At 69.3% G+C, this 20,204-nt stretch carries 22 protein-coding genes; 14 read left to right on the top strand and 8 right to left on the bottom strand.

Going from position 1 to position 20,204, the window contains the following annotated elements:
* Positions 1–51: 51 nt before the first annotated feature.
* The 6 genes from AB0H36_RS35500 to AB0H36_RS35475 all read right to left on the bottom strand — a co-directional run bounded on the left by AB0H36_RS35500 (position 52) and on the right by AB0H36_RS35475 (position 5,155).
* Complete coding sequence (locus tag AB0H36_RS35500) at positions 52–1,203, bottom strand: hypothetical protein (protein ID WP_360534061.1); 1,152 nt, start codon at positions 1,201–1,203, stop codon at positions 52–54.
* A gap of 8 nt (positions 1,204–1,211) precedes the next feature.
* Positions 1,212–1,793 carry a hypothetical protein gene (locus AB0H36_RS35495; RefSeq protein ID WP_360534058.1) on the bottom strand — a complete coding sequence of 194 codons (582 nt, stop codon included), beginning with the start codon at positions 1,791–1,793 and terminating at the stop codon, positions 1,212–1,214.
* An 80-nt stretch (positions 1,794–1,873) separates the two neighbouring features.
* The gene (locus AB0H36_RS35490; RefSeq protein WP_360534055.1) at positions 1,874–2,206 is read right to left on the bottom strand and encodes a hypothetical protein; all 333 of its coding nucleotides are present in this window, start codon (positions 2,204–2,206) and stop codon (positions 1,874–1,876) included.
* Positions 2,203–2,796 (bottom strand): hypothetical protein, encoded by a 594-nt coding sequence (locus AB0H36_RS35485; RefSeq protein ID WP_360534052.1) that lies wholly within the window; start codon positions 2,794–2,796, stop codon positions 2,203–2,205. The genes AB0H36_RS35490 and AB0H36_RS35485 overlap by 4 nt, the downstream gene beginning before the upstream one ends.
* Positions 2,797–2,954: 158 nt before the next feature.
* Entirely contained in the window at positions 2,955–4,556 is a 1,602-nt protein-coding gene (locus AB0H36_RS35480; protein ID WP_360534049.1) for a DHA2 family efflux MFS transporter permease subunit, read from the bottom strand.
* Positions 4,553–5,155: a MarR family transcriptional regulator gene (locus tag AB0H36_RS35475; protein ID WP_360534046.1), complete on the bottom strand. Its 603-nt coding sequence runs from the start codon at positions 5,153–5,155 to the stop codon at positions 4,553–4,555. Before AB0H36_RS35475 ends, AB0H36_RS35480 begins: the two co-directional genes overlap by 4 nt.
* A gap of 155 nt (positions 5,156–5,310) precedes the next feature.
* Between AB0H36_RS35475 and AB0H36_RS35470 the strand changes: the two genes are divergently transcribed.
* From AB0H36_RS35470 to AB0H36_RS35435, 8 genes are all read left to right on the top strand, one after another.
* Entirely contained in the window at positions 5,311–6,039 is a 729-nt protein-coding gene (locus tag AB0H36_RS35470; protein WP_360534043.1) for an SDR family oxidoreductase, read from the top strand.
* A gap of 52 nt (positions 6,040–6,091) precedes the next feature.
* On the top strand, positions 6,092–7,039 hold the full coding sequence (locus tag AB0H36_RS35465; protein ID WP_360534040.1) for an ATP-binding cassette domain-containing protein: 948 nt from the start codon (positions 6,092–6,094) through the stop codon (positions 7,037–7,039).
* Positions 7,039–7,821 carry an ABC transporter permease gene (locus AB0H36_RS35460; protein WP_360534037.1) on the top strand — a complete coding sequence of 261 codons (783 nt, stop codon included), beginning with the start codon at positions 7,039–7,041 and terminating at the stop codon, positions 7,819–7,821. The genes AB0H36_RS35465 and AB0H36_RS35460 overlap by 1 nt, the downstream gene beginning before the upstream one ends.
* Complete coding sequence (locus tag AB0H36_RS35455) at positions 7,821–8,624, top strand: ABC transporter permease (RefSeq protein WP_360534034.1); 804 nt, start codon at positions 7,821–7,823, stop codon at positions 8,622–8,624. Before AB0H36_RS35460 ends, AB0H36_RS35455 begins: the two co-directional genes overlap by 1 nt.
* Before the next feature lie 62 nt (positions 8,625–8,686).
* Entirely contained in the window at positions 8,687–9,427 is a 741-nt protein-coding gene (locus AB0H36_RS35450) for a hypothetical protein (protein WP_360534032.1), read from the top strand.
* Between the two features lie 106 nt (positions 9,428–9,533).
* Positions 9,534–10,877 (top strand): extracellular solute-binding protein, encoded by a 1,344-nt coding sequence (locus tag AB0H36_RS35445; RefSeq protein WP_360534029.1) that lies wholly within the window; start codon positions 9,534–9,536, stop codon positions 10,875–10,877.
* On the top strand, positions 10,874–11,752 hold the full coding sequence (locus tag AB0H36_RS35440) for a sugar ABC transporter permease (protein ID WP_360534026.1): 879 nt from the start codon (positions 10,874–10,876) through the stop codon (positions 11,750–11,752). The genes AB0H36_RS35445 and AB0H36_RS35440 overlap by 4 nt, the downstream gene beginning before the upstream one ends.
* Entirely contained in the window at positions 11,749–12,555 is an 807-nt protein-coding gene (locus AB0H36_RS35435; RefSeq protein ID WP_360534023.1) for a carbohydrate ABC transporter permease, read from the top strand. The genes AB0H36_RS35440 and AB0H36_RS35435 overlap by 4 nt, the downstream gene beginning before the upstream one ends.
* Here the strand turns inward: AB0H36_RS35435 and AB0H36_RS35430 are convergent, their stop codons facing one another.
* Positions 12,556–12,996 carry a MarR family transcriptional regulator gene (locus tag AB0H36_RS35430; protein WP_360534020.1) on the bottom strand — a complete coding sequence of 147 codons (441 nt, stop codon included), beginning with the start codon at positions 12,994–12,996 and terminating at the stop codon, positions 12,556–12,558.
* A gap of 139 nt (positions 12,997–13,135) precedes the next feature.
* Between AB0H36_RS35430 and AB0H36_RS35425 the strand changes: the two genes are divergently transcribed.
* A complete protein-coding gene (locus AB0H36_RS35425) occupies positions 13,136–14,599 on the top strand; it encodes an MFS transporter (RefSeq protein ID WP_360534017.1) in 1,464 nt (487 codons plus the stop codon).
* Between the two features lie 124 nt (positions 14,600–14,723).
* A complete protein-coding gene (locus tag AB0H36_RS35420) occupies positions 14,724–15,785 on the top strand; it encodes a hypothetical protein (RefSeq protein ID WP_360534014.1) in 1,062 nt (353 codons plus the stop codon).
* Here the strand turns inward: AB0H36_RS35420 and AB0H36_RS35415 are convergent.
* Complete coding sequence (locus tag AB0H36_RS35415; RefSeq protein WP_360534011.1) at positions 15,782–17,062, bottom strand: MFS transporter; 1,281 nt, start codon at positions 17,060–17,062, stop codon at positions 15,782–15,784. The genes AB0H36_RS35420 and AB0H36_RS35415 overlap by 4 nt on opposite strands.
* Positions 17,063–17,223: 161 nt before the next feature.
* Between AB0H36_RS35415 and AB0H36_RS35410 the strand changes: the two genes are divergently transcribed.
* The 4 genes from AB0H36_RS35410 to AB0H36_RS35395 all read left to right on the top strand — a co-directional run bounded on the left by AB0H36_RS35410 (position 17,224) and on the right by AB0H36_RS35395 (position 20,180).
* Positions 17,224–18,201: an ATP-binding cassette domain-containing protein gene (locus tag AB0H36_RS35410; protein ID WP_360534008.1), complete on the top strand. Its 978-nt coding sequence runs from the start codon at positions 17,224–17,226 to the stop codon at positions 18,199–18,201.
* Positions 18,198–19,040 carry an ABC transporter permease gene (locus AB0H36_RS35405; RefSeq protein ID WP_360534005.1) on the top strand — a complete coding sequence of 281 codons (843 nt, stop codon included), beginning with the start codon at positions 18,198–18,200 and terminating at the stop codon, positions 19,038–19,040. The genes AB0H36_RS35410 and AB0H36_RS35405 overlap by 4 nt, the downstream gene beginning before the upstream one ends.
* A gap of 94 nt (positions 19,041–19,134) precedes the next feature.
* Positions 19,135–19,749 (top strand): TetR/AcrR family transcriptional regulator, encoded by a 615-nt coding sequence (locus AB0H36_RS35400; RefSeq protein ID WP_360534002.1) that lies wholly within the window; start codon positions 19,135–19,137, stop codon positions 19,747–19,749.
* The gene (locus AB0H36_RS35395; RefSeq protein WP_360533999.1) at positions 19,746–20,180 is read left to right on the top strand and encodes a VOC family protein; all 435 of its coding nucleotides are present in this window, start codon (positions 19,746–19,748) and stop codon (positions 20,178–20,180) included. Before AB0H36_RS35400 ends, AB0H36_RS35395 begins: the two co-directional genes overlap by 4 nt.
* Positions 20,181–20,204: the final 24 nt, after the last annotated feature.

Genomic DNA, 20,204 nt, shown 5'->3' with positions numbered 1-20,204 from the left:
CGACGAAGCGCCGCCGGGGAAGCCCCAGCGGCGCTGTCGTGAGACCCAGAGTCAGCGGCCCTGGCCTTGGCCGCCGCGCTCCACCTTCGTGTTGAGTCCCTTGCCCTGCGCGGTCGCAGCCTCCCCTTGCTCCGCAGTCGCGCCGGTCGTCTTGGCGGCTTCTGCTGCCACCACGGCGCGGCTGGCAGACGCCTGGGATCCGTCCTGCCCCAGTGCCTTCTGCTCCAGTCCCATCTGCACCTCGGCGGCCTTCGGCAGCGTCGACTCGGGTGAGGTAACGCCGTTGGCGGCCTCGGTCGCGGCCTCGTTGACCTGCCGCGGCGGGATGCCGAGCCGGGTCAGGGCGTAGTCCACCCGCGGGTCCGTCCGAGCGTGGTCGTAGAACTTCTTCGCACCCTCCATGGCGTTCCGGCCCAACTGCGCCAGCCGCGACGGAGCGTTCCGTACGGCGTCAGTCGTCGCCTGGACGGCCGCCTTGCCCCACCGGCTGGCAGCGTTGGCTGCCTGCGCGACTCCCTGCCGCAACTGCGGTGTCGCGGCAACGACCACGCCGGCCGCCAGCGCAGCGGTCGCGGCGGCGTTTCCTGGGTTCGCAGCCACGGAGTCGGCGTACTGACCGGCCCACGCGCCGACGGACTGAGCGGCGTTGGACACCGGGTCCGCAATGTTGTGCCAGGTCTCGACCGTCCAGCCGGACACCGCGCTGGCTGCGCTCTGGGCGCCTGCGACCGCTGAGTCCCACAGTTGCCCGGCCTCGCGCGAGACGTCCTGGCCGAACTGCTGGGCGCCTGCGACCGCCGAGTCCCACATCTGCCCGGCCTCCCGCGAGACGTCCTGGCCGAACGCCTGCAGCCCCTCCTTCGCGGCGGTGTACTGCTCGCTGGCGTACTGCCCGAACGCAACGGCCTGGTCGCCCGTCCAGCGGCCGACATCGCCGATCACGGACTGACCCTGGTCCGAGGCGATCGCGGCTGCTCCGGCGGCAGTTGCGACGTACGGCGCCGCCCGGCGCGCGCGGCCGCTCTGCTGCGCTGCGAGCTGCTGCTGCAGGCTTTCCAGCCGCGCCTGCTGCTCCGCAAACACCGCACGATAGTGCTCCGCGAAGTCCACGAACACGTCGGCCTGCTCCGCCGAGATTCCCCGCTGGGCAAGCGCCGCGCGCATGGCATCCGCCGACCCGGGACCTTCGGATGGGTTGGTCACATTCGCTCCTAGTCGAGGTAGACCGTGTAGTTGATGCCGACGGACGGCGACAGCGGGTCCGCGGCGGGCAGGTCGCTGTAGATGTGGAACTGCGCGCCGACCCGCGGCCAGACCGCCAGGTGGCGCTTGTCGAAGCCCGCACCCGGCCAGTACTCGTCGAGGAAGTTCGGGTTGCGGTAGTCGCTGGCGTAGACCGGCGGTCCCCACTTCTCGACCGCCAGGGCGAACGCCGCCGGCCAGTTCTCGTCGAGGCCGGCCTCGGCCTGCGGGATGTCCTCCGGCTGCAGGTCGTACGCCGACCAGCCGCTGTCCCGCACGTCCGCGAGCACCAGGCCGTTGAACACGATCATCGTGATGCCGCGCTGGGTCTCGAAGCCCCACGACTGCAGCTTCTCGAACCCTTCGCTCGGGCCCTCGTCCGGCCAGGGCTTCCAGCCGGTCGCGGTGGTCACCCGGTGCACCAGGGCCTTGACGACCTCGTACCCGGTCTCACCGGTGTCCGGACCGGCGATCTTGGTCCAGTCGGCGATCTCGGCGAGATCCGCCATCGCGGCCGCGTCGTCCTCGAGCGGCCTGTCCTTGATCTTCATCGCAGGGTGCGTCCCCTTCGTCGTAGGCGTGCTGCCCGCGGTCGAAACAGTAGGTGCCGATCAGGGTCAGCCGGCCCGGCCTAGAGCGCCGGACTGTCCTTGCCCTTCGCGGCCTTGCCGCTGCCGGTCTGGGGGCGCTCGCCGGCGTTGACGGTGCGTGGATTCTGGCCTGGACCGGCCTGCGGAACCGCGGCGGCCCGGAAGCTGGCCGCCAGGTCGCCCGACAGGGCGGTCGAAGGCCGGGCGCTCGGAGCAGCGACCGCGGCGGCGCTGTGCGCGACCCGGGTCAGGGCCTCTGGCGAGACGGAGCTGTTCGCTCCGATCCCGGGGCCGCCTTCGCGGAACGTCGCCTGGTCACGCAGGGCGGACCGGAGATTCCTCCGGGCCGTGACCTCGGGTGCTGCTGTCGTCATGTCCCCTCCTCGTTGAGGTAGACCGCATAGTGAATCCCGACCGACACGGACAAGGGATCCTTTCTCGGTTTGTTGCTGTACAGGTGGATCTCGGCGCCCGGCGGGGTCCAGACCGCGAGGTGGCGGCGGTCGAGACCTGCACCGGGTGCCCACTCATCGACGAAATCCGACCCACTGTCGGTTCCCGCGTACGCCGGTTCGCCCCAGTGCCGGCGGGCCAGGTCGAACTTGGCCGGCCAGTTCTGGTCCAGGCCGGCCTCCGCGGCGGCCATGTCGGCCCGGCCGATCTCGAAGGCGATCCAGCCGCTGAACGGGCTGTGCGGCAGGATCTGGTCGTCGTACACGGCCATCTCGGTGTTGCGCCTGGTGAGGAAGCCCCAGCCGTCGAGCAGGTCGTCGATGACGGTCTTGCGGTCGATCGGCCACGGTTTCCAGCCGGTCGCGGACTTGACCCGGCGGATCAGCTTCCGCACCGGGACACCGCCGGTCGCGCCCAGGTGCGGACCGGCGACCCGCCGCCAGTCGCGAACCTCGGCCAGGTCGGCCATCGCGCGGTCGTCGTCGTCCAACGGCCGGTCGAGTGTTTTCATCCCCAGACTGTTCCCGTCTACGCGGCACTCTGCCAGGGCAACCTAGGGCTCCGCAGGGTCACGACAGGCCTTTGTCTCACACCGCAGTACAGGCCGGTCACCAACGCGAAGTGCCCCACCGGTTTCCCGGTGGGGGCACTTCGTTCATATGGCCGCCGTCAGTGCATCGCGGCGGCTGTGGAACTCTCCACGGACTCGTCCGGCTTGGCGCCGTCGGAGCGGCCGGCAAGCCGCTGCTCCGGGGTGACCACCGCGATGATCAGCGCGATCACCAGGAACGGCAGCGAGACCAGGAAGACGTCGTCCATCGCCTGGACCAGACCCTGCAGGGCCCAGCCCTTCATCGGCTGCTGCAGGGCGTGCAGCGCGTCGACGCTGTTGGCCGCCTTGGCCAGCCCGTCGACCATCGACTGCGTCGCGTGCGGGACGATGTCGGTCAGGTGCTCCTTCAGCCGGCTGGTGAGGACCGCGCCGTACACCGCCGTGCCGATCGCGCCACCCATCGAGCGGAAGAAAGTCATCGTCGAGGTCGCGCTGCCCATGTGCTGCCGGGGCACGCTGTTCTGCGCCGCGGTGACGGTGATCTGCATCGACAGGCCCAGGCCGGCGCCCATCACGAACATGTAGATCGCCAGCTGCCAGTACGGCGTGGTCATGCTGAGCGTGGACAGCAGCACCATCGCGCCGCCGACCAGCACCGCGGAGATGATCGGGAACGCCTTGTACCGGCCGTTCTTGCTCATCAGCTGGCCGCTCGGGATCGAGGCGGAGAAGATGCCGACGATCATCGGCAGCAGCGCCAGCCCGGACCGGGTCGGCGACATGTCCTTGACCGCCTGCAGGTACAGCGGCAGGAAGATCAGCGCGCCGAACATCGCGAAGCCGAGCAGGAACGCGTACCCCGCGTACCCGGAGAAGATCCGGCCCTTGAACAGGTCCATCGGGATGATCGGCTCGGCCACCTTCAGCTCGACGAAGACGAACGCGACGGCCAGTACGACGGCCGCGGCCAGCAGCGCGATCGTGGTGGTGTCGCCCCAGCCGTAGGTCGGGCCGCTCCACGAGATCGCCAGCAGCAGCGTGGTGACCGCGCCGGTGATCACGGCGGCGCCGAGGTAGTCGATCTTGTGCGACCGCCGCACGTGCGGCAGCTTCAGCACGGCGGCGACGATGCCCAGGGCAACCAGGCCGATCGGCAGGTTGATCCAGAAGATCCAGCGCCAGCCCGGGCCGTCGGTGAGCAGGCCGCCGAGCAGCGGGCCGGCCACCGAGGACAGGCCGAAGACGGCGCCGAAGTACCCCATGTACTTACCGCGCTCGCGGGGCGGGATCACGTCGCCGATGGTGGCGAAGGCCAGCGACATCAGGCCGCCGGCGCCGAGACCCTGGACGGCCCGGAAGCCGATCAGCATCTCGATGTTCTGCGCCATCGCGGACAGCACCGAGCCGGCCAGGAAGGTGACGATCGCCGCGATGAACAGCGGGCGGCGGCCGTAGAGGTCGGAGATCTTGCCCCACAGCGGGGTGGAGGCGGTCGAGGTCAGCAGGTACGCGGTGACCACCCAGGACAGCTTGTCCAGGCTGTTGAACTCGCTGACGATCTGCGGCAGTGCGGTCCCGACGATGCTCTGGTCGAGCGCGGCCAGGAACATGCCCGCCATCAGGCCGCCGAGGACGACCAGGATCTGCTTGTGGGACAGGTAGTTCGGGGCGTCGTCAGGCGCAGCGCCGCCGGTGGTGGCGGGCTCGGTGGTGCTCATCTGGTGCTCTCCAGGTTCTTCTCGGTGTTCTCGCGGGCGGCGGGGTCCCCACGGGGCGCGAGGTCTTCGGTACGGCGGTCCGCCGCGGCCGGCCGGATCCGTGGGGCGACGGCGGCCCAGCCCTTGTCGGCCCAGGCGCGGTTGTCGGCGCCGGTGTCGGTCAGGTTCGCGACACCGTCGGCGAACCGGGTCATCAACCGCTCGAACGTCAGCACATCGTCCTCGGACCAGCCCTCCATGGCCGCGCTGAGCAGCTCCATCCGGCGGCGCGCGCCGGCCTCCCACTGCTCGATGCCCTGCTCGGTCAGCTCGACCCGGAACGCGCGGCCGTCATCCGGGTCGGGGGAGCGGCGGACCAGCCCGAGCTGCTCCAGCGATCGGACGTGCCGGCTCGTGGTGGAGGCGTCGAGCTCCATCCGGGCGGCCAGGTCGGACAACCGCAGGGCGCCGCTGCAGCGCAGCACGAACAGGACCACGTGGGCGCTGTGGTCGAGCGTGTCGCCGGGCTGCTTGCCCTTCAGGCGCCGGCCGACCCTGGTGAACGCGTGCAGCACACCCTCGATCGGGGTCTGCGGAGAGTACGCGTCGTTTACTTGCATGCTGCAAGCATATACATGCTTGCGTGATGCATGCAAATGAGTTTCCAAGGATCCTGACTGAGTCGCCACTCATTTGCTCTCCGTCGCGGGCTGGTCACTGATCGCAGTGGAGGAGAATCTGCGGACACGTACTCGACGTCGGAGAGGTGGCTTTTGTGACGCAGGTGGCAGTGGTGACCGGTGGCGGTTCGGGGCTCGGCCGGGAGATGGCGCTCGCGCTGGCGGCCGCCGGCTTCGAGGTGATCATCACGGGACGGACCGAGGCGAAGCTCCAGGAAACCGCCGCGGCGGCGAGTGGGCGGGTCGTGCCTGCGGTGCTGGACGTTGCCGACGGTGCCGCGGTGCGCGGCCTGTTCGGTGGGCTCGAGCGGGTCGACGTACTGGTGAACAACGCGGGGACGGGTGCGCCGGCCGCGCCGGTGCAGGACGTCAGCGAGGAGGACTGGCGGCGAGTGGTGGACACCAACCTGACCGGCTCGTTCCTGTGTGCGCAGGCGGCGTTCGCGCTGATGCTGCGACAGGATCCGAAGGGTGGCCGGATCATCAACAACGGGTCGATCTCCGCGCACGTGCCGCGCCCGCATGGGATCGCGTACACCGCCAGCAAGCACGCGATCAGCGGCCTGACCAAGGGCCTGGAGCTGGAAGGCCGGGGGCACGGGATCACCGCCTGCCAGATCGACATCGGCAACGCCGCCACCCCGATGACCGAACGGATGGGGCAGGGCGTGCTGCAGGCGGACGGGTCGATCGCGCCCGAGCCGACGTTCGACCCGAAGGTCGTCGCGGACTTCGTGGTCCGGATCGCGCAGCTGCCGACGTCGGTCGCCGTACCGGCGCTCACCGTGATGGCCGCCGGGATGCGGTACGTCGGTCGCGGCTGATTGCGCCCAAAACAACAAGAAACTGTCGGGAGGCGGGACTAGGGTCGGAGCCGTGAGTGAGCAACGGGAGTCCCTGGTCCACGTCCGCGGGCTGCGGAAGTCGTACGGCGACTTCGAGGCGGTGCGCGGGATCGAGCTGGACGTGTGGCGCGGGGAGGCGTTCGGGTTCCTCGGGCCGAACGGCGCGGGCAAGTCGTCGACGATGCGGATGATCGGCGCAGTCTCGCCGGCCAGCGGCGGCACGTTGCGGATCCTCGGCATGGACCCGGCGGCCGAGGGCCCGTCGATCCGGGCCCGGCTGGGCGTCTGCCCGCAGGACGACACCCTCGACACCGAGCTGACCGTCCGGGAGAACCTGGTCATCTACGGGCGGTACTTCGGTCTCAGCCGGGCCGAGTGCCGGCTGCGGGCCGACGAGCTGCTCGAGTTCGTCGCGCTGACCGACAAGGCGAAGGTCAAGGTCGACGAGCTGTCCGGCGGCATGAAGCGGCGGCTGACCATCGCCCGGTCGCTGGTCAGCAAGCCCGACCTGCTGCTGCTCGACGAGCCGACGACCGGCCTCGACCCACAGGCCCGGCACCTGCTCTGGGACAAGCTGTTCCGGCTCAAGCAGGCCGGCGTGACGCTGATCATCACCACGCACTACATGGACGAGGCCGAGCAGCTCTGCGACCGGCTGGTGGTGATGGACGGCGGCCTGATCGCAGCCGAAGGCTCGCCGGCCCAGCTGATCAGGGACTACTCGACCCGCGAGGTGACCGAGCTGCGCTTCGGCCCCGAGGTGATGCAGTCGGACCACGACGCGCTCGCCGAGAAGGTGGAGGACCTGGCCCAGCGCATCGAGGTGCTGCCGGACCGCCTGCTGCTCTACACCGACGACGGTGAGCGCGCGGTCGCCGCCGTCCACGAGCGCGGCCTCGAGCCGGCAGCAGTTCTGGTACGGCGCTCCACCCTGGAGGACGTGTTCCTGCGGCTCACCGGCCGGACGCTGGTGGACTGATGGCCCTCGCACTGGAGAACGGGCGACGCCAGTTCGACTACTGGCTGACCGTCTACAAACGCACCTGGAAGGGCACGCTGGTCAGCAGCTTCCTGCTGCCGCTGCTCTACCTGGCCGCGATGGGGATCGGGCTCGGGTCCTTCGTGGACAGCAACGGGACCGGCGCGCTGGGCGGCGTCAGCTACCTGCAGTACATCGCGCCCGGGCTGCTCGCCTCGACCGGACTGCAGATCGCCGTCGGCGAGGCGACGTACCCGGTGATGAGCGGGTTGAAGTGGCAGAAGTTCTACCACTCGATGATCGCGACGCCGCTGCGCCCGGCGGATGTCGTCTACGGGCAGCTCACGTTCATCGCGTTCCGGGTGACCAGCACCTGCCTGGTGTTCCTGCTGGTGATCGCCGCGTTCGGCGGGCTGGAGTCGCCGCTGGGCCTGCTCGGTCTGCCGGTCGCGGTGCTGGTCGGGATGGCGGCTGCCGCTCCGGTGGCGGCGTACGCGACCAAGCTGGAGAACGACGCGGGCTTCGCGATGATCTTCCGGTTCGGTGTGGTCCCGGCGTTCCTGTTCTCGGGTGCGTTCTTCCCGGTGTCGCAGCTGCCCGACTGGATCGAGTGGCTCGCCTACGTCAGCCCGCTGTGGCACGGCGTCGAGCTGTCTCGCGACCTCAGCCTGGGCACGGTCGATCCTTGGATGGCGCTGCTCAACGTCGGGTACCTGCTCGCCTGGTTCGTGGTCGGCACGTGGCTCGCAGTCCGCGGCTTCACCCGGAAGCTGGTGGGCTGATGGCGACACTGACGACGCGGGTCGTCCCGGTCCCGCTGCGGCTCGGCGGCGGCCGGCACATCGTGGAGCGCAACTTCGTGATGTACCGGCGGTCCTGGATCGTCTTCCTGTCCGGCTTCTTCGAGCCCGTGTTCTACCTGCTGTCGATCGGCATCGGGGTCGCCCAGCTGGTCGGCGACTTCACGCTGTCCGACGGCACGACGATCGGGTACGCCGCCTTCGTCGCGCCGGCGATGCTGGCCAGTTCGGCGATGAACGGCGCGGTCTTCGACTCGACGTACAACATCTTCTTCCGGATGAAGTACGCCAAGCTCTACGACTCGATGCTGGCGACGCCGCTGCGGCCGTGGGACGTCGCGACCGGTGAGGTGACCTGGGCGCTGCTCCGCGGAGCCTGCTACTCGGCGATGTTCATCCTCGTCATGCTCGGGATGGGCCTGGTGTCGTCGTGGTGGGCGCTGCTCGCGCTGCCGGCCTCGGTGCTGATCGGGTTCGCCTTCGCCGGCGCCGGGATGGCCCTGACCACGTTCATGCGCAGCTGGCAGGACTTCGAGTTCGTGCAGTTGGCGATCATCCCGATGTTCCTGTTCTCGGCCACCTTCTACCCGGTCGAGACCTACCCGCCGGCGATCCGCTGGCTGGTCGAGATCACCCCGCTCTACCAGGGCGTGGTCCTCGAGCGAGCCTTCACCACCGGTGTCGTCGGCTGGTCCCTCCTCCTCAACGCCCTCTACCTCGCGGCCATGGGCACCCTCGGCATGTACGTCGCCTCCCGCCGCCTGGGCAAGCTCCTGCTCAAGTAGCGCACGGTAACGAACCGGAACCGGTGTGTTTATGCCGGCGTCGGATTGGCATGATCCGGCGAGTGAGGAATCCGATGGGGGTGTTGCGGCGGCGGGCCGAGTTGAAGGCGCCGCGGGAGCGGTTGCCGGGCGGGCGGCGGCGGTGGATCAGGTCGTCGATGGACTGGATGGTCGCTGAGTTCGGGCGTGAGGTCCTGCTCCGGCCGATCGTGGTGCCGTCCGAGCTGATCCCGGCCGGGTACGACGGCAGCGTCGCAGCCGCGGCGGGGTTGTGTGCGCGGGTCGCCGAGCGGATGGACCTGCCGGCAGAGCAGTGCGCGCTCAGCTTCGGGCTCGTCGCGGACGGCGTCCGGCGACCGGCGTACCGAGGAGTGGTGAAGGAACCGTCCGGCCGGTGGATCCGCGGTGCCGAGCGCAACGAGATCCAGCTCGCGCCCGCGTTGGCCGCCGACCCGGTCGCCTTGGTTGCGATCTTCGCCCACGAGGCCGGTCACGAGTTGCTGCTCGGCGCCGGCCGGATCTCGTTCCTGCACCGCCCCGACCACGAGTCGCTGACCGACCTGCTCACCGTGTTCTACGGACTCGGGATCTTCACGGCCAACGCGGCGTACGAACGTCGCCCCAGGCTGAACGGCCGCGGCAAGCAGCCACTGGCTCGTGGCTACCTTCGCGAGCAGGCCCTGTCCGAGGCCCTCGCCTACTACGCCCGGCTCCGCGGCGAACGCCACCCGACCTGGGACCGCCACCTCGACCCACCCGTCCGCCGAGTCATGCGCAACCACCTCGCAGTCCTGCACAAATGATCGGCGCGTGAGCAGTCGCCGCCGTAGGGTGAGGAGGACAACGCGCGGGTATTGATCGGTCTGACCGGCAACGGGTATGGGTACCCGCTGAACTGAGGAGTTCGACGTGTTGAAGACGATCGTCGCCGCCTCCGCGGCCTTGTTGCTCACGGCTACCGCCTGTGCGCCGGGATCCGACAGCCCGAGCGGGAGCACCAGCGCGCCGAGCACGGTGAAGACGGATGCCGCCGCGCTCGGCGAGGTCCAGTTGACGGTCTGGGACCAGGAGGTCCGCGGCGGTCAGGCGGCCCAGATGGCCGAGCTGGTCAAGCAGTTCCAGGCGAAGTACCCGAACATCAAGGTCAACCGGGTCTCCCGCTCGTTCGACGACCTGAAGACCACGTTGCGGCTGGCGCTGTCCGGCAACAACGCGCCGGACGTCGTCCAGGCCAACAACGGCCGCTCGGACATGGGCGAGTTCGTCAAGGCCGGTCAGCTCGTGCCGCTGGACGAGTGGGCGAAGGCCTACAACTGGGGCAGCCGCTACCCGGACTCGGTGCTGCAGTACTCGCGCTACTCCGCCGACGGCAAGACGTTCGGCGAGGGCAACCTGTACGGGTTGCCGCAGGTCGGCGAGGTGGTCGGGCTCTACTACAACAAGGAGAAGCTGACCAAGCTCGGCGTCCAGCCGCCGAAGACATGGGCCGAGTTCGAGGACGCGCTGGCCAAGGCGAAGGCGGCCGGCGAGGTGCCGATGCAGTTCGGCAACCTGGACAAGTGGCCGGCCATCCACGTGTTCGGCACCGTGCAGGACCACTTCGTGCCGGCCGACCAGATCACCACGCTCGCGTTCGGCCGTCCGGGCGCGTCCTGGAACACGCCGGAGAACACCAAGGCCGCCGAGGGTCTGGTGTCGTGGGTGGACAAGGGCTACTTCAACCAGGGCTTCAACGGGCAGGGGTACGACCCGGCCTGGCAGGACTTCGGCAAGGGGAACGGGGTGTTCCTGATCGCCGGCACCTGGCTGCAGGCCGACCTGCAGAAGGCGCTCGGCGACAAGGTCGGCTTCATGCTGCCGCCGGGTGAGTCGGCCGACGCCAAGCCGGTGGTGACCGGTGGCACCGGCCTTCCGTTCGCGATCACCAACAAGGCGAAGAACGCGGACGCGGCCGCGGCGTACATCAACTTCATCACCAGCCCGGACGCGATGAAGGTCCTCACCAGCACCGGCAACCTGCCGATCGCCGACACCTCGGCCCAGCAGGCGCCGCCCGGCCTGGCCAGCGACATCTTCAGCAGCTTCGGTACGGCGGTCAGCAAGGAGGCAATGGTTCCGTACCTGGACTACGCGACCCCGACCATGTACGACACCATCGGCGCCGCGCTGCAGGACCTGCTGGCGAAGAAGGCGACCCCGCAACAGTTCCTGACCACGCTGGAGACCGACTACAGCAAGTTCGCCGGCAAGTGAGCTCACCGCCCGGCGAGCCGCGCCGGATCGGGTACCTCTACATCCTGCCGGCACTGCTCGTGTACGGCGCGTTCCTGCTCTACCCGCTGGTCCGGTCGGTGCACCTGTCGCTGTTCGAGTGGGACGGGATCACGCTCGGGAAGTTCGTTGGCCTGAGCAACTACGCGGACGTGGTCCGGGACGCCGGGCTGCGGGCCGCGTTCGGGCACGCGCTGGTGCTGATCGTCTTCTACGCGGTGCTTCCGGTGCTGATCGGGCTCGCGCTGGCCTCGGTGCTGCAGCGCGCCAGGGTCCGGGGACTCGGCTTCTTCCGGACCGTCGTGTTCCTGCCGCAGGTGATCGCGATGGTCGTGGTGGCCTTCGCCTGGCGGCACATCTACGCTCCCGACGGCCCACTGAACGACGTACTGCGAGCCGTCGGGCTGGGCGGGCTCGCGCGGGGCTGGCTGGGGGACTACACGTTCGCCCTGCCGGCGGTCGGCGTGATCGGGACGTGGTTCGAGACCGGACTGGTGACCGTGCTGCTGCTGGCCGGGATGTCGCGGATTCCCCGCGAGCGCTACGAGGCCGCGCGGCTGGACGGCGCCGGTCCGGTGGCGGAGTTCTTCGCGGTGGTGCTGCCCGCGGTCCGGGGCGAGATCGCGGTCGCGGTGACGTTGACGGTGATCGCGGCGCTGCGGACCTTCGACCTGGTCTACATCACCACGAGCGGCGGTCCCGGGACGTCCACCAGCGTCCCGTCGTACGAGGTCTACCACCGGGCCTTCGAGCTCGGCCAGGTCGGTTCGGCGGCGGCGATCGGGGTGTGCCTGACGATCCTGATCTTCGTGATCACGCTCGGCGTCAACCGGCTGGCAGATCGGAGTACGGCGTGAGGGCCTCGGCGGCCGAGCGGATCGGGAATTACGCGCTGCTGACCGTGTTCGGGTTGTTCGCGCTCGGCCCGATCGTGACGATCCTGGTCGCCGCGCTCGGCCCGGACGACGCCGGCGGCGGGACGAGCGGGTTCGGGAACTTCGGCGAGGCGTGGCAGATCGGCCACTTCGGCACCTACCTGCGGATGAGCGTCGCGGTGTCGGTGACGGTCGTGGTGGCCAGCGTGCTGCTGTCGATCCTGAGCGGGTACGCGTTCGGCACGATGCGGTTCCGCGGGGCCGGAGTGCTGTTCTACCTGTTCCTGCTCGGGATCATGATGCCGACCGAGGCGATCGTCGTACCGCTGTACTTCGATCTGCGCACGCTCGGCCTGACCGACACCTTCTGGGCTGTCGCGCTCCCGCAGGTCGCGCAGTCCGTTGCCTTCGGCACCTTCTGGATGCGGGCGTACTTCCGGTCCGCGTCCCGGTCGCTGGTGGAGGCCGCGCGGCTGGACGGCGCCGGGCACTGGCGGACGCTGTGGCAGGTGCTGGTGCCGCCGGCCCGGCCCGCGCTGGTGACGCTGATCGTGCTGGTGTTCATGTGGACGTGGAACGAGTTCCTGATCCCGCTGGTGATGGTCACGAGCGAGTCCTTACGTACGGCGCCGTTGGGCCTGGCCTTCTTCTCCGGGCAGTACACGTCCGGGTTCACCTTGCTGGCTGCCGGTGCGGTGATCGTCGGCACGCCGGTCGTGCTCGTCTACGCCTTCCTGCAGCGCCACTTCATCGCGGGCATGCTGGAAGGCGCCGTACGGGAGTGATCAGAGCGGCTGGCAGCTCTTGACCAGCGGCGCGTGCAGGCGCTCGGCGAGGACGCGGCGCTGGGTCGGCTGCGCCTCGGTCTGACGGAGCAGGCCCTCCTCGGTGAGCCGGACGTTCACGGCCCGGCGGTCCTCGGGGCACATGTGCCGCTCGACCAGGCCGGCCGTCTCCAGCCGGCCGATCACGCGGGACAGCGCGCTCTGGCTCAGGTGCACGGACTTGGCGATCGTGGCCACCTTGGCCGACTGCTCCGGCAGCTCGGCGAGCCGCTCGAGCACCTCGTACTCACTCATGCCCAGCGAGTGGTCGGTCTGCAGCGCCCGGTCGAGGGCGCAGGTCAGGTCGGCGTGGCGGGCCAGCAGCTCGCGCCACTCCCTGACATCGGTGCTGACATCGGCGCGGGTCTCACCAGGACCTGCGCTGACCTTCGTGGCGGTCATGGAGGCGACGTTATCATGCATGCGCAATCTATGCAAGCGCATTTAATGCCTAGACATTAGATGCATGTGCATGGAATAGTCTCCCCTTGTGACACAGACAACGCACACCCCATCACCAGCCGATACTGCGCCGGCTCGCATGACCTGGGACGCGCGCCTCTGGGGCGCCCTCCTGGTGGTCTGCGGCGTGATCTTCCTCGACGGCCTGGACGTGTCCATGGTCGGTATGTCCCTGCCGTCCATCGGCGCCGACCTGGGCGTCCCGCTCTCCTCCCTGCAGTGGGTGGTCACCGGCTACGTGCTCGGGTACGGCGGCCTGCTGCTGCTCGGCGGCCGCGCCGCCGACCTGCTCGGCCGCCGCCGGGTGTTCCTGATCGCCCTCGGCGTGTTCGCCGTGGTCTCGATGCTGAGCTCACTGGCCACCAGCCCCGAACTGCTCATCGCCGCGCGGTTCGTGAAGGGTGTCGCCGCCGCATTCACCGCGCCGGCCGCCCTGTCCATCATCACCACGACCTTCCACGAGGGCCCGGACCGCAACCGCGCCCTCAGCATCTTCACCACCTGCGCCGCCAGCGGCTTCTCGATGGGCCTGATCCTGGGTGGCGCGCTGACCGAGGTCGGCTGGCGCTGGACCTTCCTGATGCCCGGCCCGGTCGCCCTGATCGTGCTGCTGTTCGCGATCAAGCTGATCCCGAACAGCCCGCGCGACAACGCCGCCGGCGGGTACGACATCCCCGGCGCGATCACCGTCACGGCCGGCATGCTGTCGCTGGTCTACGCGGTCGTCGGCGCCGAGCACGCCGGCTGGGTCTCGGTGCAGACCATCGGGATGTTCGCGCTGGCCGTCGTACTGCTGGCTGGGTTCGTCGCGATCGAGCTCCGGTCGAAGCACCCGCTGGTCCGGCTCGGCATCCTGCGCAACGCCTCGCTGCGGCGGGCGAACCTGGCCATCCTGACCGTGTTCGGCTCGTACGTCGCCTTCCAGCTGATCGGCACGCTGTACCTGCAGAACCTGCTCGGCTGGTCGTCCTTCGAGACCGCGCTGGCCTTCCTGCCGGCCGGCCTGCTGGTGGCCACGCTGTCGCCGAACGCTGGCAAGCTGGCGGACCGGTTCGGGACCGAGACGATGATCATCACCGCGATGGCGCTGTTCGTCGCCGGATACGCGCTGTCGCTGCGGATCGGCCCGGAGGCGGCGTACTTCTCGACGGTGTTCCCGACCATCATGCTGCTCGGCCTCGGGTTCGCGATCGGGTTCCCGGCGCTGAACATCCAGGCGGTGTCCGGTGTCCCGGACCACGAGCAGGGACTGGCCTCCGGGCTGTTCAACACGTCGAACCAGGTCGGCGGCGCAGTGGTCCTCGCGATCGTGACCGCGGTGATCAGCAGCCAGTCGGTGGGCGTGACCACGCCGGCCGGGATGCTGTCGGCGTACAAGCCGGGTCTGGCCGTCGTGACCGGCATCTCCGCGCTCGGTCTGCTGATCGCGCTGACCGGTCTGCGGGGGCTGCGGGCTCGCCGGGAGGCTGAGGCAGTCGAGGCGGCTGAGCTGGCCGCCGTACAGAAGGAACTGGCCGAGGAGGAGATGACCCCGGCCGCGTGACAACAACCAGCCGCTCTGGGCTGTTGTCGATATGGAGCAGTGCGGGTCACTCAGGTGGCCCGCACTGCTGTATTCGGGGCGATCCCCGATTGGTTTCGAACCTCCGGGGTGCTGGACTGTCTGTATGAGCAACGAGAGCGACTACGACCGGCGGGTCAAGGACATCCTCGACCGGGTCGCCAAGGGCCACCTGTCCACCGCGGAGGGCGCCACGCTGATCGCCGCCCTCCAGCCGGCGTCCGCCGGCGACTCGAGCAGCGCGCCTGCTGACGGCCCGGTCGAGCAGGAGCCGGTTGCTGAGGCGACCAAGGACAAGACCGGCTGGCCGGCTGCGGACGAGTTGCCGTCGCCGTCGGTGTGGGCGGATGCGGTCGACTCCCCGGATGCCGCCATCCCCGAGGATGCGCCGACCGGCCGGCACGCGGCCGAGCCCGCTGCGGAGCCTGTGGCGGAGCCCGTTGCTCAGCAGAACGGGGGCCAGGAGAGCGTGGTCGACGAGGCGCCGGTCGAGGCCGAGGTCGAGGACGTCGAGGAGGAGCACAGCAATGTGCCGATGCCGGCCGGGGTGCAGCGGGTGACTGTGCGCGCGATCGGCCGCCGGGTGCGGTTGATCGGCGAGCCGGCCATCAACGGGGTCGCAGTGGACGGGCCGCACGTGATCAAGCGGGACGGCGACACGCTCGCGATCAGCAGCGACGGCGACATGGGCGTCTCGATCGACGGTTTCAGCATGCTGCGCAACCCGACCGACCTGAAGTCGCACGTGAACGGCCTGGCCAAGGAGCTGTCCATCCGGGTCAACCCCGCGCTGCAGGTCGAGGTCGAGGTCACCGGCGGCAGCGTCAACGCCGAGCGCCTGCCCGGCCTGACCCGGGTCCGCGTCACCGCCGGTACGGCGAAGGTCGCGGACGTCGCCGGGCCGATCGACCTGCTGGTCCAGGCAGGCTCGGCCAACCTGGACGCCCAGATCACCAAGGGCCGGTCCCGGGTCCGGGTCGAGTCCGGCGCCGCGAACGTCAACCTGCGCCGCGGGTCCGACGTCCGCGTGCACACCGAGTCCCAGCTCGGCCGAGTCGCCTGGACGGGCGCGGTCACCGGCCAGTCCAAGGACGTGGAGATCGGCCGCGGCCGCGCCGCCCTGGACGTCGAGGTCCTGGTCGGCACGGTCCAGATCGTCTCCGACTAGTCGTTTCGAGCGCCAGGCAGATCCTGCGGGTTTGCCTGGCGTTGCTCTGTCGCGGGGACCGTGCGCAGGGTGCGGAACGGCGAGAACACCAGGAACGCGGTCCCGGCGAGAGTTGCCAGGCCCGAGACCCAGAGGGTGGCGCGGAGTCCGAACGCCGTACCGAGTGCGCCGCCGAGCAGGCTGCCGAGCGGCATTGCGCCCCAGCTGACGAAGCTCATGGTGGCGCTGACGCGTCCCTGCAGCTCCGGCGGGCACACGCGCTGCCGCGTGCTGACCTGCAGGATGTAGCTGACGATGATGCAGAAGCCCGCGACCAGCATGGCCACGACATACCAGCTCACCTGCCAGCCAGTGCCCGTCAGCGCCTGCACGGTGAAAGCCACGCCGATGCCGATCGACGACACGAGCAGCATGCGTGCATCGCCGTACCGGTTGCTGATCTTCTCTGTCACCGCGGACGCGACGATGGCGCCGACCAGGCCGATCATGCTCAGTACGCCGATCGTGCTCGGCTGCAGGTGGATCTCCCGGACCAGGAACACGATCATCACCGCGCCGGCGGCGGCCTGGAACAGCATCGTGGTCGCCGTGTTCAGCGCGATCGGCCGCAGCAGGGGATGGCCGAACACGTAGCGCATGCCCTCGGCGATCTCCCGGCGCAGGTTCGGCTTCTCCGGTTTGGCCGGCTGCTGCTCCGGCGTACGGATCGAGCGGAGCCAGATTGCCGACCACAGGAAGCTCAGAGCGTCCACTCCGATCGTCACTGCGGCGCTGAGCCACTGGACGAGCACACCGCCTGCGCCTGCGCCGAGCACTGCGGCCACGGAGTGGTTGGCGGCCAGCTTGGCGTTGCCGGGCAGCAGTTGCTCTGGCTCCAGCAATCGCGGTGGGTAGGAGCTGTGTGCGACGTCGAACAGCACTGTGAGGACACCGGTGAACACGAGGACGACGTACAGCTGAGTGAGAGTCAGTACGCCGAACAGGGCGGCGACTGGGATCGAGCCGAAGAGCACCGCGCGGCCGAGGTCGGCGACGACGAGCACAGGCAGACAGCGGACCCGGTCCACCCACGCACCCGCGAACAGACCGAGCAGCAGCCAGGCCGCGGTCTCACACGCGCGGAGCAGCGAGACCTCGAAGGTGGTCGCCTCCAGGGTGATCACGGCGAGCAGCGGGATCGCGATCATGCTCAGCCGCGTGCCGAGCTGGCTGAGCAGGTCGGCGATCCACAGGCGGCGGAAGTCGGGGTGTCTGAGGATGCTCTCGCTGGGCGTCATATCCGGACGGTAAGGGCATAGTTGAGCGGTGTCGACTCAACTATCAACAAAGTTGAGTCGCCTGGACTCAAGTTTCTGCTCAGGGATAAAGGTGTCGAAACTGTCGGCGGCCTCGGCAAGGATGGGTGGCCTGCGTCACATCCAGAAGGGGGACGTGCGGCATGGCAGCAATCGAGGCGACCGGCCTCGTGAAGACGTTCAGGTCCAGGAAGAACACGGTGAAGGCGCTCGACGGCATCGACCTCGACGTGCCGGAAGGGAGTGTGCTCGGCCTGCTCGGGCCCAACGGCGCGGGCAAGACCACCACGGTCCGGATCCTCACCACGCTGATGGCGCCGGACGAGGGGTCGGCCCGGGTGCTCGGGCACGACGTGGTCAAGGAGGCCGACACGGTCCGCTCACTGGTCGGGCTCTCCGGTCAGTACGCCGCCGTCGACGAGCTCCTCACCGGCCGGGAGAACCTGTGGATGTTCGGCCGGCTGTACCGGCTGGGCAGCCAGCAGGCCAAGCAGCGGGCCGAGGAGCTGCTGGAGGTCTTCGACCTGACCGAGGCCGCGGACCGGATCCTGAAGACCTACTCCGGCGGTATGCGGCGCCGGCTGGACCTGGCCGGCTCACTGATCGCACATCCCAAGGTGCTGTTCCTGGACGAGCCGACCACCGGTCTCGACCCGCGTTCGCGGCTCGACCTGTGGCAGATCATCCGGGACCGGGTCAGCGAAGGCGTGACGATCCTGCTCACCACGCAGTACCTGGAGGAAGCCGACGAGCTCGCGGACAGCATCGCCGTGGTCGACCACGGTTCGGTGATCGCCCGCGGTACTGCGGACGAGCTCAAGATGAAGGTGGGCGGTGAGCGGATCGAGGTCGTCGTCCACGACCCGGAGGAGACCTACCGGGCGCTCGAACTGCTCACCGGCGCGCTCGAGATCACCGACCTGGACTCGACCTCGATGGACAAGCACAACCGGCGGATCACCGTGCCGGCGCCGGGCGGCTCGAGCTCGCTGGTCGACGTGATCCGCACCCTCGACGGGGCCGGCATCCGGATCGCCGACATCGGGCTGCGGCGGCCGACGCTGGACGACGTCTTCCTCACCCTGACCGGGCACGAGGCCGCAGAGAAGGAGACGGTGTGACTACGCCGGTGGAGCGGCCGGACAAGGTGAATCCGGCCGGCAGGGCGATCACGGATGCCGGGGTGCTGGCGTGGCGGAGCCTGAAACGGATCCCGCGGACGCCGGACATGCTGATCTACGCGACCATCCAGCCGATCATGTTCGTGCTGCTGTTCGCGTATGTGTTCGGCAACGCGATCCCGATCCCGGGGTTCCCGGGCGCCCAGGCGTACCGGGAGTTCCTGATGGCCGGGATCTTCGCCCAGACGATGGCGTTCGCGGTCGCGTCGGCAAGTGTCGGCCTGGCCGACGACATGTCGAAGGGGCTGATCGACCGGTTCCGGTCGCTGCCGATGGCGCGCTCCGGGGTGATCTCCGGCCGGGTGATCGGCGACCTGGTGTTCAACGCGTTCGTGATGGTCGTGATGGTGATCTGCGGCTTCATCGTCGGATGGCGCTGGCACAACGGGTTCGGCCAGGCGCTGGCCGCGTTCGGGATCCTGCTGCTGTTCGCGTTCGCGATGCTGTGGGTCGGCGCGCTGATCGGCCTGTCGGTCGGTACTCCGGAGGTGGCGGCGTCGGCGGGCCTGATCTGGCTGTTCCCGCTGACCTTCCTGTCCAACGCCTTCGTCCCGACGCCGAACCTGCCCGAGGGCCTGCAACCGGTGGCGGAGTGGAACCCGATCTCCTCGATCGTCGCCGCCTGCCGGCATCTGTTCGGCAACCCGTCCCCGTTCGCCAGCCCGGACGGCTTCCCGGCGCAGCACCCGGTGTGGCTGTCGCTGATCTGGTGCGCGGCGATCATCGGCGTCTTCGCGCCACTCGCAGTCCGCAAGTACCGCAGCGCAACCAGTCACTGAGTTCCTCTGACGGCGGCCGGACACCATTGTCCGGCCGCCGTCGCATGTGCTGAGCCGTTGACAAGATTTATACGGCGTGCAAATACTTCGAACTGTGTTAAAGAAACCGGCGGCGAACTGGCGGGAGGCGCGGCGGGAGAACGCCCGGGCCGCGGTGCTGACCGCCGCCTGGGAGCTGGTCGGCGAGGACGGGCTGGCCGCGTTGTCGCTGCGCGAGCTGGCCAAGCGGGCCGGCATCACCACGCCGACGGTGTACGCGTACTTCGAGTCCAAGAACGCCATCCTGGACGCGATGTTCGCTCAAGCGGCGCGAGAGTTCGTCGACCAGAAGGCCGCGCTGCCGGTCACGGACGATCCACAGCAGGATCTGCTGGCCGACGTACGGATGTTCATCGAGTTCTGCGTCTCCGACGTACCGCGGTACCAACTGCTGTTCCAGCACGCGGTGCCCGGGTTCACGCCGTCGGCGGAGTCCTACGGGCTGGCGGTTCAGGCGCTCGACGCCACCCGCGAGCTCCTCGCACGCAACGGCGTGCACGATCCGCGGCACCTCGACATCTGGACGGCAGTGATGACCGGCCTGGTCGACCAGCAGGTCTCCAACGACCCTGGCGGCGACCGGTGGAGCCGTCTCGCCGAGGACGTCACCCGGATGTTCCTCGCCCAGTTCGCGCGCGGGGACGCCAGTGAGACAAGGGGGAAACCATGACCAGCGTGACCCAGCCCAGACTGCACCACCTCGCCCTGACCGTGACCGACCTGGACTCCAGCGTCCAGTGGTACGGCGAAGTGTTCGGGGTGCGACCCGTGCTCGACGTACCGCACGAGGGCGGCGTCGGCCGGATCCTGGCCGACGAGAGCCGGCAGCTGATGATCGCCTTGCACCACCACGACACCAACGACGGCGCCCTGTGCAAGGAGACCGTCACCGGCCTCGACCACGCCGGCTTCGCCGTCGCGACCCGCGCCGACCTCGAGCTGTGGCAGGACCACCTCGAGGCCCACGGCGTCGTCCGCGCAGACACCGCCGACAAGCCCCTGACCCAGTCACCGATCGCCGACGAGCCCTACGCCGCGGTTCTCGTCTTCCGCGACCAAGACAACATCCAACTGGAGCTCTTCGCCCCCACCCAGCACTGAACGAGAAGCGCCCCGGTGGGTTGA

This window comes from Kribbella sp. NPDC050820 (assembly GCF_040653975.1).
GTDB lineage: Bacteria > Actinomycetota > Actinomycetes > Propionibacteriales > Kribbellaceae > Kribbella.
The sequence above is the reverse complement of the archived record's forward strand: the minus strand, read 5'-3'. Positions and strand labels throughout refer to the sequence as shown.